13 protein-coding genes are annotated in these 14,621 nt (G+C 38.5%); 11 read left to right on the forward strand and 2 right to left on the reverse strand.

The window, feature by feature from the left end; all coding sequences use genetic code 11:
• Nucleotides 1-534 (forward strand): SMI1/KNR4 family protein, encoded by a 534-nt coding sequence (locus DJ533_RS08460; protein WP_081406064.1) that lies wholly within the window; start codon nt 1-3, stop codon nt 532-534.
• A 50-nt stretch (nt 535-584) separates the two neighbouring features.
• Here DJ533_RS08460 and glnG read toward each other — a convergent pair whose 3' ends face one another.
• Nucleotides 585-2,072: a nitrogen regulation protein NR(I) gene (gene glnG / locus DJ533_RS08465; RefSeq protein ID WP_065992043.1), complete on the reverse strand. Its 1,488-nt coding sequence runs from the start codon at nt 2,070-2,072 to the stop codon at nt 585-587.
• The gene (gene glnL / locus DJ533_RS08470) at nt 2,059-3,168 is read right to left on the reverse strand and encodes a nitrogen regulation protein NR(II) (RefSeq protein ID WP_065992045.1); all 1,110 of its coding nucleotides are present in this window, start codon (nt 3,166-3,168) and stop codon (nt 2,059-2,061) included. The genes glnG and glnL overlap by 14 nt, the downstream gene beginning before the upstream one ends.
• Nucleotides 3,169-3,531: 363 nt before the next feature.
• Between glnL and rimO the strand changes: the two genes are divergently transcribed.
• The 10 genes from rimO (at nt 3,532) to lpxD (ending at nt 14,619) form a co-directional block, all read left to right on the forward strand.
• A complete protein-coding gene (rimO, locus tag DJ533_RS08475; protein WP_065992047.1) occupies nt 3,532-4,875 on the forward strand; it encodes a 30S ribosomal protein S12 methylthiotransferase RimO in 1,344 nt (447 codons plus the stop codon).
• A 48-nt stretch (nt 4,876-4,923) separates the two neighbouring features.
• On the forward strand, nt 4,924-5,652 hold the full coding sequence (gene pyrH / locus DJ533_RS08480) for a UMP kinase (RefSeq protein WP_065992049.1): 729 nt from the start codon (nt 4,924-4,926) through the stop codon (nt 5,650-5,652).
• Between the two features lie 77 nt (nt 5,653-5,729).
• Nucleotides 5,730-6,284 carry a ribosome recycling factor gene (gene frr, locus DJ533_RS08485; protein ID WP_065992051.1) on the forward strand — a complete coding sequence of 185 codons (555 nt, stop codon included), beginning with the start codon at nt 5,730-5,732 and terminating at the stop codon, nt 6,282-6,284.
• A gap of 8 nt (nt 6,285-6,292) precedes the next feature.
• On the forward strand, nt 6,293-7,045 hold the full coding sequence (gene uppS, locus DJ533_RS08490; protein ID WP_065992052.1) for a polyprenyl diphosphate synthase: 753 nt from the start codon (nt 6,293-6,295) through the stop codon (nt 7,043-7,045).
• The gene (locus tag DJ533_RS08495; RefSeq protein WP_065992053.1) at nt 7,045-7,869 is read left to right on the forward strand and encodes a phosphatidate cytidylyltransferase; all 825 of its coding nucleotides are present in this window, start codon (nt 7,045-7,047) and stop codon (nt 7,867-7,869) included. Before uppS ends, DJ533_RS08495 begins: the two co-directional genes overlap by 1 nt.
• Nucleotides 7,870-9,066 carry a 1-deoxy-D-xylulose-5-phosphate reductoisomerase gene (ispC, locus tag DJ533_RS08500; protein ID WP_065992055.1) on the forward strand — a complete coding sequence of 399 codons (1,197 nt, stop codon included), beginning with the start codon at nt 7,870-7,872 and terminating at the stop codon, nt 9,064-9,066.
• A gap of 3 nt (nt 9,067-9,069) precedes the next feature.
• On the forward strand, nt 9,070-10,425 hold the full coding sequence (gene rseP, locus DJ533_RS08505; protein ID WP_065992057.1) for an RIP metalloprotease RseP: 1,356 nt from the start codon (nt 9,070-9,072) through the stop codon (nt 10,423-10,425).
• Between the two features lie 41 nt (nt 10,426-10,466).
• Complete coding sequence (bamA, locus tag DJ533_RS08510; protein ID WP_065992059.1) at nt 10,467-13,016, forward strand: outer membrane protein assembly factor BamA; 2,550 nt, start codon at nt 10,467-10,469, stop codon at nt 13,014-13,016.
• Nucleotides 13,017-13,065: 49 nt separating this feature from the next.
• Nucleotides 13,066-13,545: an OmpH family outer membrane protein gene (locus DJ533_RS08515; protein ID WP_065992061.1), complete on the forward strand. Its 480-nt coding sequence runs from the start codon at nt 13,066-13,068 to the stop codon at nt 13,543-13,545.
• Between the two features lie 3 nt (nt 13,546-13,548).
• A complete protein-coding gene (lpxD, locus tag DJ533_RS08520) occupies nt 13,549-14,619 on the forward strand; it encodes a UDP-3-O-(3-hydroxymyristoyl)glucosamine N-acyltransferase (protein ID WP_065992063.1) in 1,071 nt (356 codons plus the stop codon).
• Nucleotides 14,620-14,621 lie beyond the last annotated feature (2 nt).

Below are 14,621 nucleotides of genomic sequence, written 5' to 3' on the forward strand. Positions count from 1 at the left end.
ATGATTGTGTTAGAAATAAAACGCTTAGCAGTAGATGATGAAGAGTTGGTTTATTTAAAATCTCATCCAACGAAGAAAAATAACAAGTTTTTAAAATATCAACTTTATTTGTTAGCGCATGCTCAGGTAACAGATGAAGAAATTCAAACATTTCAAACAGAGTATGCAATTGATTTACCTATAGAATATCAGTTGTTTCTAAAGCAACATAATGGTGGGCGACCGACACTAGATTGTTTTGGTGATGAGGTCATTAATTATTTTTATGGTTTGTTAGATTGGAAGGATTCATTTGATAGCGTACAACATGCAATGAGTGATCGTTATCCTAAAAGTATGTTGCCAATCGCTTCAACAGGTGGAGGTGATCATTTGCTATTGGGTTGGAGAGATGAATTTAAATCTAAAATTTACTATTGGGATCATGAGTTAGAGCATGAGGAAAGTGGTGAAAATTATTTTGAAAATATCAAGTTTGTTGCGAATGGATTGCATGAGTTTTTAGAAATGCTCTATGATCTTGATGAAGAATAGAAAACCCGAAAGTTTTCTGTTCTTCAATTTACTTTGCTAAAACTTATGAATTATTCATTCACCGCTTTATTACTCTCATCTTCTTCGTCGTCATCCGCAGAGTCCATACCTAACTCTTTCAGTTTGCGAGTTAAGGTATTACGTCCCCAACCGAGTAACTCTGCAGCATGACGCTTACGACCACGGGTTTGTTGTAAAGCAGCATTAATTAAAGTGCGTTCAAACATGGGGGTCGCAATATCAAGTAATTTCATTTCGCCATTTTTCAACTTTTGAATCGCCCATTGTCCAAGTAGTTCATCCCAATGATGTACCGCAATACGATCAATAGCACCTTGCGCTTTATTTTGCTCGTCAGCTTTATTGAGAGGAATTTGCTTCAACTCAGAAGGTAAGTCTTCAGGATAAACTTCACGCCCTGTGATCATCACAGTGAGCCAACGGCAAGTATTTTCAAGTTGACGCACATTGCCCGGCCAAGGCAGTTGTTTGATGTAGTCTTTGGTTTCTTGACGTAAGATTTTCGGGCTAACGCCAAGTTCTTTGCCTGCACTGGCTAAAAAATGCTGCGCAAGCATCGGAATATCTTCAGAGCGATGTGCCAGTTTGGGAATATGAATACGAATCACATTTAAGCGATGATATAAATCCTCACGGAAACGACCATCATGAACGAGTTTTTCCAAATCCTGATGGGTAGCTGCCACAATACGCACATCGACACGCACAGGAATATGTCCACCAACACGATAAAACTCACCATCGGCTAAAACACGTAACAAACGTGTTTGGGTTTCAAATGGCATATCGCCAATTTCATCTAAAAATAATGTCCCACCATTGGCTTGTTCAAAACGACCTTGACGTTGGGTGTTTGCCCCTGTAAATGCACCTTTCTCATGTCCAAATAGTTCGGTTTCGATCAAATCTTTGGGAATGGCTGCCATATTTAAGGCAATAAAAGGCTTGCTACTACGGGGTGAGTGGCGATGCAGTGCATGTGCAACCAGTTCTTTCCCTGTTCCAGATTCACCATTAATCAGAACAGTAATATGGGATTGTGATAAACGTCCAATTGCACGAAATACTTCTTGCATCGCAGGCGATTCACCGATGATTTCAGTCGATTGAATCGGTGCTGCTTTGGCAGATTCTTGTTGTTGTAGCTTATTAATATGCAAAATTGCACGATTCACCAATGCTAATGCTTCATCAATATCAAAGGGTTTCGGTAAATATTCAAATGCACCGGTTTGATAACTTGAAACCGCAGATTCGAGGTCTGAATGCGCTGTCATGATGATGACAGGTAAATCAGGAAAGCTGCCTTTTACTTTGCCTAAAAATGTTAAACCATCAATGCCGGGCATACGAATATCCGTTAGAATCACATCTGGAGTATCTGTATTCAGTTGATCTAATGCAGATTGTGCATCTTCAAAACTGGTGACATCCAAACCTTCCTCTTTGAAAGTCTTTTCCAAAACCCAACGCATTGCACGATCATCATCGATGACCCATATTTTATTTTGTGACATGGTTAGACTCCCAAGGTAAATATAAGCTAAATACGGTTTTGCCCGGAACGGATTGACATTCAATCATTCCATTGTGTTGATGCATAATGTTTTGTGCGATGCTTAAGCCAAGACCTGTACCTTTGGCACGTCCTGTGACTAATGGATAAAAAATAGATTCTAATAATTCTTGTGGAATTCCTGGACCATTGTCCTCAATATCTATGCGTATCGCTGATTTATTGAGTACACCATTGATCGTAACAAGACGTTGAATACGTGTGCGTAAAATGAGTGCGGGTTGATGCTCAACAAAAAACTCTTTATTTTCGGTCATGGCTTGTACAGCATTGACACTGATATTCAGCATAACTTGAATCAGTTGATCTCGATCTGCATAGACATCGGGGAGCGACAGATCGTAGTCTCGGGTGATTTTAATTTTCTTTTTAGTTTGGTTAGTGATTAAAGCTCGAACACGCTCTAAGGGTTCATGAATATTCACAGGTTCATAACTTGGCAGTTGGCGTGAACCAAGCATGGTATCAGCAAGATTTCTTAAACGATCCACTTCACTAATGATAATGTCAGTAAATTCATTATATTCAGGGTCTTTTAAACTACGTGCCAACAGCTGGGTTGCACCACGAATCCCCCCTAAAGGATTCTTAATTTCATGTGCCACACCACGCACCAATTGGCGTGTGATTTGATGTTGTTGAATGAGGTTTTCTTCTTTGGAAATCTTTAACATCCGGTCAATCGGATTTAATTCGATTAAAAGTAGCGGGTGATATGGTTTTCCTGTGTTGAGTTGTGAAACAGAGTAGTCCACATGCATGTCTTTAAAATTGACATTGATAATGGCTTCACGGCGAGTATAAGCTTGACCTGTTTGAATTGAATTTTGTAAAGCCTCAAGCGTGTTAAAATCATCACTGGGTGCATGTAGAATATTGATGACAGGCTGACCTTTTGCACGTAATAGACTAATATCAAACAATGCTTCGCAAGATGAATTTAAATAAAAAATATTTAAGTTATAATCGACTAAAAGGATGGCAGTGGTTAAATTATCCACCAATAAACGATAATCAATGCTTGGGTGTTGATCCATTAGCTGAATATTCCTGTCTTAAAATGGCGCAATGGCATCTGAACCTGAGGGATTGAATTCCCTAAACTGACAATTCATTGTTGTTCAATTGACCCGATATAATGCAATAACTAAGCCAACTTTTCATATTTGTGCAGAAAATTAGAGCGATTAATTAAATGTGTGCACAAACTGCCCTTTATTCAGAATTACACCATCTGTTTTATTATACTGGAAAATCAAAATGTTCTAAAATGGTGCGTTTGCATTATTTATAATTTTTTATGGTTGTATTTTGGTGCATTATGCAAAGAGTGGCTATTTCAACTATTTTTATCGCAAGAAAAGACATACAATACGCGCATTCTAGTGGAGCGCAGATTCATGAAGTCCCCCAAAGTCGGTTTCGTTTCTTTAGGTTGTCCTAAGGCATTGGTAGATTCTGAACGAATTTTAACTCAGTTAAAAACTGAGGGTTATGATGTGGCATCGGATTATGATGGTGCCGATTTGGTTGTTGTAAATACCTGTGGTTTTATTGAATCTGCAGTACAAGAATCTTTAGATGCCATTGGTGAGGCAATGAATGCCAATGGTCGAGTGATTGTCACTGGCTGTTTGGGTAAAGACGAAGACAAAATTCGCCAAATGCATCCGAATGTTTTAAAAGTGACAGGTGCAGCAGCATATCAAGAAGTGATGGAAGCTGTGCATGAGTACGTTCCTGAGCCACCAAAACACAACCCTTTTATTGATCTTGTCCCTGAACAAGGGATTCGTTTGACTCCAAAACATTATGCGTATTTGAAAATATCAGAAGGCTGTAATCATCGTTGCACATTCTGCATTATTCCAAGCATGCGTGGTGATTTGGTGTCTCGTCCTGTAGGTTCTGTGTTGAGTGAAGCACAAGCATTAAAAAAAGCAGGTGTAAAAGAAGTTTTAGTAATTTCCCAAGATACCTCAGCGTATGGTGTAGATACCAAATACAAACTCGACTTTTGGAATGGTCAGCCTGTTAAAACTAAATTCTTTGACATGTGTGAGGCATTGGGTCAACTCGGAATTTGGGTGCGTTTGCATTATGTTTATCCATATCCGCATGTGGATGCAGTCATTGATTTGATGGCACAAGGCAAGATTCTCGCTTATTTAGACATTCCTTTTCAGCATGCCAGTCCACGTATTTTAAAACTGATGAAGCGACCAGCGCACAGTGAAAATACTTTGGAACGGCTAAAATTATGGCGTGAAAAATGCCCTGATTTGGTGATTCGTTCAACTTTCGTGGTTGGCTTTCCTGGTGAAACCGAAGAAGATTTTCAAACACTATTGGATTGGTTGCAAGAAGCGCAACTTGATCGTGTGGGTTGCTTTACTTATTCACCTGTTGAAGGTGCAACTGCCAATGATTTGCCAGATCACGTGCCTGAAGAAATCAAACAAGAGCGTTATGAACGTTTTATGGAAGTTCAGCAAGCGATTTCTGCGGCTAAATTACAAAAGCGTATCGGTCAAACCATGACGGTGCTGGTGGATGACTTAGAAGAAGAGTTCCCAGTGGCTGTAGCACGCTCTTATGCAGATGCACCAGAGATTGATGGTAATGTTTTTGTTGAAGATATTGATAAGTCTTTGATTAAAGCAGGTGACTTACTTGAAGTCGAAATTACTGATGCAGATGAATATGATTTATTTGCTAAGTTGATTCGCATTCAGTCCGCTTAAAAATTTGAAATTTAAAAAATATTAAGTATAGAAATTGGAGTTTTTACAATGTTAGATTCAAAAAAACCACGTTTTGAACGTATTTTGTTGAAATTATCAGGTGAAGCACTTGCTGGCAATAAAGACATGGGGATTGATGCGCAAGTATTAGACCAAATGTCATTGTCAATTGCACATTTAGTTGGGTTAGGTGTGCAAGTGGGTATCGTAGTGGGTGGTGGTAACTTATATCGTGGTAGCCAGTTACAAAAAGACGGCTTAGTGGGTCGTGTAACAGGCGACCAAATGGGTATGTTAGCAACAGTGATGAATGGGTTGGCACTGCGTGATGCATTAGTACGCCGCAACATTAAAACGCGTTTAATGTCAGCACTGCCAATCGGTGCGGTGGTAGAGGCTTATTCAAGCCGTGATGCGATTCGTCATTTAACTCAAGGTGAAGTGTGCGTCTTTGTTGCGGGTACAGGTAATCCATTCTTTACGACTGATACAGCAGCATGTTTACGTGGGATTGAAATTGAAGCAGATTTAATTTTAAAAGCTACCAAAGTGGATGGCGTTTATAATAAAGACCCAAGTAAATACGAAGATGCAGTAAAATACGAAACACTGACTTTCGATCAGGTATTGGACGAGAAGTTGGGTGTGATGGATTTAACCGCGATTTGCTTGTGTCGTGACCATAATGTGCCATTGCAAGTATTTGATATGAACAAAGCGGGTTCATTACTTTCAGTTGTGATGGGTGAAAAAGAAGGAACTCACGTTACAAACTAATGTACGTGAGCCATAAAGCTCTTTATACTACTGCAATTTTAGTTATACAATTTAGATAAATAAGTAAGGAAGATCATATGATTAACGATCTTAAAAAAGATGCTGAAGACCGTATGAACAAGTCACTTGACTCGTTAGACCACGGTTTTGCAAAGGTTCGTACGGGTCGTGCGCATCCATCTATCCTCAATGGTGTAATGGTTCCTTACTATGGTTCTGATGTGCCATTAAACCAAGTGGCAAACATTGGTGTGGAGGATTCTCGTACTTTATTGGTGCAACCGTTTGAACGCTCAATGGTAAATGCAATTGATAAAGCGATTCGTGAATCTGACTTGGGTTTAAACCCAGTGACTGCAGATTCAATTCGTGTACCAATGGCAGCGTTGACTGAGGAAACTCGCCGCGATATGCAAAAGGTTGCACGTAATGAAGCTGAGAATGCCAAAGTTGCGATTCGTAACATTCGTCGTGATGTCTTGGGTGATATCAAAGCGTTATTGAAAGAAAAAGAAATTTCTGAAGATGATGAACGTCGTGCAGGTGATGAGATCCAAAAAATCACAGACAAATACGTTGCTGAAGTAGACAAACGTTTGGCTGCCAAAGAAGCTGAATTGATGAAGGTCTAAGACTAATAATGACCACATCTGAAGACAACCATCTTCCTCGACACGTTGCCATCATCATGGATGGCAACAATCGTTTTGCAAAAAAGAAACAATTGCAAAAGGGGGATGGACACCGTGAAGGTAAAAATGTTCTTGACCCAATCGTAGAGCATTGTCGTAAAGTCGGTGTGCAAGCACTGACTGTTTTTGCATTTTCAAGTGAAAATTGGAATCGTCCCCAATATGAGGTGGATTTGTTAATGAAGTTGTTAGAAGAAACAATTCATGAGCAAATTCCACGTATGGAAAAGTTTGAAATTTCTTTACGTTTTATTGGCGATCGCAGCCGGCTTTCAACTGAATTGAAACAATTAATGTTGCATGCTGAACAAAGGACTGCTAAGTTCACTCACATGACTTTAACCATTGCAATCAGTTATGGCGGAATGTGGGATATTGCCCATACCGCCCAGCAAATTGCGCAATTGGTAAAAGATGAAAAAATTGATGTGAATCAAATTAACACTGAAATGTTTGGTCAGATGATCAGTCTAGGGGATTTAACACCTGTAGATTTATTGATTCGAACAGGCGGTGATTTTCGTTTATCCAATTTTTTACTTTGGCAGGCTGCTTATGCTGAGTTGTATTTCACTCAAACATTATGGCCTGAATTTACCGTCAAAGAATTAGAATATGCGTTTAATGTTTTTTCTGGTCGTGAACGGCGCTTTGGGAAAACCTCTGAACAAATTCAACAAGAGCATATAGAGAACTTATAATGTTAGAGCGGATAATAACCGCATTGGTTTTGGTTGCAGTTGTACTGAGTTGTATGTTTGCAACGACCTCGCAATATCCAATGTTAGTGTTAATGATTATCGCAGCAGGTGCAGCAGGTTATGAGTGGTTTAAACTCATGCCCCATCAAACTGAATCTGTGCGTAAACTCAAAGCAGCAGGCTTTGGTGTATTTACCGCTTTTATTTCTGGTTTAGCGTTATATTTTAGTGATCTTGCTTTGCTATTGTGGAGCGCATCCATTTTGACATGGTTATGTAGCCTATTTTGGGTGAAGTCTTATCCTGAATATGATGGTTGGTATAATGCGACATTGCATTTAATTGGTTTGGTGCTGATTAGTGCAGCAGTCACTGCTATCTTTAAAGTTTGGGAAAGTTCACCTTGGTGGTTGATGTATTTGTTCTTGTTAGTTTGGGGTGCAGATAGCGGTGCTTACTTTGTTGGACGTAAACTCGGTAAGCGCAAGTTAGCACCTGATGTCAGCCCAAACAAATCAATTGAAGGCTTGATTGGTGGTATTGTGACGGTTGCAATTGTGATCGTCATAGTGCAATACAATTATTTGGCATTAACGCTTCCACAACATATTTTGTTTTTAATTCTGTCTATTGTGACAGTGTTTAGCTCTGTACTTGGTGATTTGTTTGAATCGATGATCAAGCGTCGTGCAGGTATTAAAGATTCTGGTCGTATTTTACCGGGTCATGGTGGTGTATTAGACCGAATAGACTCATTGCTGGCTGCCGCTCCAATTTTTGCAGCAGGAATGTATGTTTTAAAGTTGATAGGTGTAAATTTATAGATGTCTCAATCTATTTGTATTTTGGGTGCTACAGGGTCGATTGGTCAGAGTACTTTAAAAGTTGTCGCAGAACATCCTGAAAAATATTCAATTTTTGCTGTAACGGGACATAGTCGCATTCACGAACTGGCACAGATCTGTAAACAATATCAACCTAAAGTTGTTGTTGTACCCTCAAATCAAGTAGATACTTTACAGCAATTATTTAAATTACATCAAATTGAAAATATTGAAATTCTAACAGATGAAGCAGGGCTGATTCAGGTTGCTGAACATGCGGATGTCGATATTGTCATGGCGGCAATTATTGGTGGTGTAGGACTATTACCGACTTTAGCAGCTGTCAAAGCAGGCAAACGTGTTCTCTTAGCTAATAAAGAGGCTTTGGTGATGTCTGGTGATTTGATGCTACAAGCAGCAAAACAGCATCAAGCGTTACTATTGCCTGTTGATTCTGAACATAATGCTATTTTTCAATGTCTGCCGCAAAATTATTTACAAATAGAAAAAAATGGTGAACCTCTATTGGGTGTGCAGCAAGTTTTATTAACTGCGTCGGGTGGACCTTTTATTCATCATAGTTTAGAGCAACTCAAACGGGTAACCCCAGCTCAAGCAGTAAAGCATCCGAATTGGTCAATGGGACAAAAAATTTCAGTCGATTCGGCAACCTTAATGAATAAAGGGTTAGAGTTGATTGAAGCATGTCATTTATTTTCAATTAAAGAACAATTTGTTACAGTGGTAGTTCATCCACAAAGTATCATTCATTCAATGGTTCAATATGTAGATGGTTCAACTTTGGCTCAAATGGGTAATCCTGATATGTGTACGCCGATCGCACATGCACTTGCATGGCCTGAGCGTATCACCACACCTGTACCACCATTAGACTTGTTTGTACATTCTCAGTTAGATTTTCAAGAGCCTGATTTAATGCGTTTTCCTGCGTTAAAATTAGCACGTCAAGCGATGCAAGCAGGTAGTTTAGCGCCTGCAATTTTAAATGCTGCGAATGAAATTGCTGTAGCTGCATTTTTAAATGAAAAAATTCAGTTTTTGCAAATTGCACAAGTGGTTGAACATACGCTAAATCACGTTCAAAATAGTTCTGCAGAATCTATTGAAAAGATTTTGCATACAGATCAAGTTGCTCGACATTTTGCAACTGAATACATTGCGCAATTGGAAAGCTAAGCTATGAATGTTCTGTTTATCATTGTTGCTGCCATTTTCCTCTTAGGTCCATTGATTGCGATTCATGAGTTTGGACATTATTGGGTTGCACGGAAACTTGGTGTTAAGGTTTTGGTGTACTCAATTGGTTTTGGTCCAACACTGTTGAAATGGACATCGAAAAAATCAGGCATTCAATATCAGCTTTCAGCATTACCACTAGGTGGTTATGTGAAAATGTTGGATGAGCGAGAAGGCAATGTAAGTGCAGAAGATTTACCTTATGCTTTTAATCGTCAGTCACCGTGGAAACGTATTGCCATTGTTGCTGCAGGACCATTGATCAATTTGATCTTTGCAATTTTGTTGTTTTGGATTTTATTTTTACCGGCGCAAGAGCAGTTAAATACTCGTATAGGTAAAATTTTGCCAAATACGCCAGCAGCAACGGTTCAGATGCAACAAGGTGATAAAATTGTTGCCATTGATGGGACGCCAACCGCCACATGGGAAAAGCTGAATTATGCGCTTGTCAATCGTGTTGGTGAAACGGGGCATATTGAAGTTCAAGCAGAGCGTGCGGGTCAAATCAAAACCTTTGAATTACCTATTCAGGGGTTTTTGAAAGATCAAACTCAATCTCCTTTTGATGTATTGGGATTTGTACCGTATCGCCCGCACATTCCTGCTACAGTGTATAAGCTTAGTGAAGATGGCGCTGCTATTCGCCAAGGAATGAAGCAAGGCGATCAAATCATTGCCATTAATCAAGTCAAAATGAACGATTGGTTTGATGTGGTTGATGTGGTGCAAAAATCGCCTGAAAAACTATTAAATATTGATGTGTTACGTAATGGGCAAGTGACACATTTACAAGTGATGCCACAAGGCCAACGTGACAATATGGGTAAAGTCACAGGCATGCTCGGTGTACAAGCACAAACAGGCAAAGTTAATATTCCTGCAGAATATAAGCAAACCATCCAGTATAATCCTGCTGAGGCTTTGCTAGTCGCTGTTGAAAAAACAGGACAACTTTCTAGCATGATTTTGAATTCAATGGTGAAAATGGTACGTGGTTTAATTGGTTTGGATAATTTATCTGGTCCAATTACCATTGCTAAAGTTGCAGGTCAAAGTGCTGAAATGGGATGGCAAACCTTCATTTCATTTATGGCACTGATGAGCGTAAGTCTTGGTATTTTAAACTTATTGCCGATTCCAATGTTAGATGGTGGGCATTTGGTTTACTATTTTATTGAAGCTTTGCGTGGCAAACCTGTTTCTGAACAAATACAATTGGTTGGCTTGAAAATTGGTATGGTACTGCTTGGAAGTATGATGCTTCTGGCAATATTTAATGATTTTATGCGTTTATAAGACGCAAGAGTGAAAAATTAACTTACTGGAAAATAATAGGCATGCAGCACTCACATTTATTTATGCCATTGGCACTCGTTAGTGCAATGGCAGCAGTACAACAGGTACATGCAGCAGATGAGTTCATTGCGCGTGACATTCGTGTGGATGGCTTGGTTCGTTTAACTCAAAGTAATGTGCTTGCTTTGCTTCCGATTAATAGTGGTGATCGTGTTAACGATCCTGCCATTGCAGATGCGATTCGTGCATTGTATGCCTCAAATTCTTTTGATGATATTCAAGCAAGTAAAGAAAATGATGTTTTAGTTTTTAAAGTGGTTGAGCGTCCAATCATTTCAAAAATCAACTTAAAAGGAAATAAGTTAATTCCTAAAGAAGCTTTAGAAGAAGGCTTGAAAAAAATGGGATTGGCTGAGGGTGAAGTTCTGAAGAAGTCATCTTTACAGACTTTAGAAACTGAACTTGAACAACAGTATTCACAGCAAGGTCGTTATGACTCGGATATCACAGTTGAATCTGTGGCTCGTCCAAATAACCGTGTTGATCTAAATATTAATTTTAATGAAGGTAAACCTGCCAAAGTTTTTAATATTAATATTATTGGAAACACCGTTTTTAAAGATGAAGATATTAAACGTGCTTTTGCGGTAAAAGAAACAGGTTGGGCGTCAGTTGTTACACGTAATGACCGTTATGCACGTGAAAAAATGTCTGCAAGCTTAGAAGCTTTGCGTGCAATGTATTTGAATAAGGGTTATATCAATTTTGATATTAATAGTTCAAATTTAAATATCAGTGAAGATAAGAAAAATATCTTTATTGAAGTGTCAGTCGATGAGGGTGAACAGTATAAATTTGGCGAGTCTAAATTTTTAGGTGATGCGTTATATAAACCAGAAGAATTAAAAGCATTGCAGATCTATAAAGATGGTACCACTTATTCACAAGAAAAAGTCAATGCGGTTAAACAGCTGTTATTGCGTAAATATGGTAATGCAGGATATTACTATACCGAAGTCAATGTTGTCCCTGAAATTAATGCCAGTTCGCATACGGTAGATTTAAACTATTATGTAAATCCAGGGCAACAAGTGACTGTGCGTCGTATTAATTTTTCAGGTAATACGAAAACTGCCGATGAAGTATTACGCCGTGAAATGCGTCAGATGGAAGGTGCTTTGGCCAGTAATGAAAAAATTGAATTGTCCAAAGTCCGTTTAGAACGTACGGGTTTCTTTAGTAAAGTTGATGTTAAGCCTATTCGTGTTCCTAATCAACCTGATCAAGTTGATTTAAATATTGAAGTGGAAGAGCAACATTCTGGTACAAGTACTTTGGCTGTAGGTTATTCACAAAATGGTGGTGTCACGTTCCAGGCAGGATTAAGCCAAACTAACTTTTTAGGAACAGGAAACCGTGTTTCTATTGATTTATCGCGTTCTGAAACACAAGACTATTATAACTTAAGTGTGACTGACCCATATTTTACCATTGATGGGGTAAGTCGTGGTTATAATATGTACTATCGTAAAACTAAATTGAATAATGATTATAACGTTAATAACTATGTCACTGATAGTTTTGGTGGTGGGCTTAACTTTGCTTATCCAATTGATGAAAACCAAAGCCTGAGTGCAGGTTTAAATATTGACAGTACGAAAGTCACTACAGGCCCTTATGTATCGACTTATGTACGCGACTATTTATTAGCGAATGGTGGTAAAGCAACCAATAGTACAACCTATTGTCCTACAGATGATGCGGGGAATTCGCAATTAGAAGAGATTACAGAAAAAGATCCGACAACAGAGGAAGATGTTGTTGTTGGTGTTAAATGTAAAGTAGATGAAGTTGCTTATGATGACCGTTTTGAAGGTAAGTTTTTAACCTATAACTTAAATTTAGGTTGGTCATATAATACTTTAAACCGCCCGATTTTTCCAACCAGTGGTATGTCACATCGTATCAATGCTGAAATAGCATTACCAGGCAGTGATGTTGAATATCAAAAAGTAGTTTACGATGCACAGGCTTTCTTGCCATTAGGTAAAGATTTTGTGTTACGTGGCTATGGTAAACTGGGTTATGGTAATGATTTACCTTTCTATAAAAACTTCTATGCAGGTGGTTATGGTTCGGTACGTGGTTATGATAATAGTACCTTAGGTCCGAAATACCCTGGTGTGACCTTTAATGAGCGTCAAACCAAAGACTATGACTTTGAGGAAGTAGGAGGGAATGCTTTAGTTCAATTTGGTACTGAACTGGCGCTACCATTACCATTTAAAGGAGATTGGACACGTCAAGTACGTCCTGTTATCTTCGCTGAGGGTGCACAAGTCTTTGATACACAATGTGATGTACCTAAAGGTAACCTAAATTTTGATAAAGATCATACAGGTATTGATGCACAAAAATACTGTAAAGATAATTTTGGTTTTGAACTCGATAATATGCGTTATAGTGTAGGTGTAGGCTTCACATGGATCACCATGATTGGTCCATTGTCACTCAGTTATGCATTCCCATTGAATGATAAACCAGGTGATGAAACAAAGGAAATCCAATTTGAGATCGGTCGAACTTTCTAAGTTCGATCATTTTATATTTTGAAATTTAAAGTATTTTGAAGGAAAAATTATGAAAAAAATAGTATGCGTATTATTGGGTTTAAGCTTTACCAGTTTAGTCAATGCTGCTGGCTATGGTGTTGTTGATATCGAAAAAGTAGTTGAAAGCAGTACCTATTTGAAACAACAAAATGCAAGCTTGGAGCAAATGGTTAAACCTGATTCAGCAAAGCTTGAAAAAATTTCCAAAGATATCCAAAGTTTGCAACAACAAGCGCAAGCAAAAGGTGCAAATCCTGAACAGATTCAAAAGCAATACCAAGCGAAAGTAACAGAATATCAATCTATTCAGCAGTCTGTACAAGCAAAAGTACAAACCACAATTCAAAATACCAACAAAACTTTTGAAACACGTGTGAAGCAAGCTGCTGAACAATTGCGCCAAGAAAATAACTTAGATATGGTTTTGAATAAAAACTCAGCCTTAGCTTATGACGCAAAGAATGATTTAACTGCTAAAATGATCCAAAAGGTTAATGCAATTAAATAATCAATGACATCTCATCAATTTTATCTCGATGAATTAGCTCGGCTTGTCCAAGGTGAGCTAATTGGTCAATCTGATCTTGTTCTAGTTGGATTATCGAGTCTAGAACAAGCGCAATCTCAGCATATTTCTTTTGTAAATGGTGAAAAATATTTACAAGAAGCGCGGGCTTCTCACGCAGGTGCTTTAATAGTCACTGCTACGCTCAAAAATCAATTGAATAATCATCATAATTTCATCGTCGTAGATAATCCTTATCTAGCTTTTGCCATTTTGACGCATCATTTTGAAGATAAGGTGCTAAAACGTGGAATTGAAGCAACTGCACAAATTGCAGATTCAGCGATCATTGCTGATAATGCCTATATTGGTCATTATGTGGTGATTGGTGAAAATTGTGTGGTGGGTGAGGATACAGTAATCCAATCACATGTGCAGCTTGATAATCATGTTGAGATTGGAAAGGCTTGCTTTATTGATTCACATGTCACGATTACAGGCAAAGCTAAAATTGCCAATCGTGTGCGTGTACATGCCAATACAGTGATTGGTGGTGAAGGTTTTGGTTTTGCACCTTATCAAGGTAAATGGAACCGAATCGTGCAATTGGGGTCTGTACAGATTGGTAATGATGTGCGAATTGGTTCAAATTGTAGTATAGATCGTGGCGCTTTAGATGATACGATTCTGAAAAATGGTGTCATTATTGATAATCTTGTGCAAATCGCACATAACGTGGTGATTGGTGAAAATACAGCAATAGCAGCCAAGTGTGGTATCGCAGGCAGTACTGTGATTGGCAAAAACTGCATTTTAGCAGGTGGAGTTGGTGTCGTAGGTCACATTAATATTGCAGATAATGTAACTATTACAGGAATGTCAATGGTGACAAAAACTATTTCTGTAGCAGGTTCTTACTCTTCTGGGACTGGACAGTTTGAATCAAATCATTGGAAACGTACTGTTGTTCGACTTCGACAATTAGCAGATGTGCCATTGACCAAGATAGTTAAACAACTAGATCATATGCAGGCTCAAATCGAGCACCTTGAATCAACTTTAAAATCGCGTAAATAATT

The organism is Acinetobacter defluvii (genome assembly GCF_001704615.3).
GTDB classification, from domain to species: domain Bacteria; phylum Pseudomonadota; class Gammaproteobacteria; order Pseudomonadales; family Moraxellaceae; genus Acinetobacter; species Acinetobacter defluvii.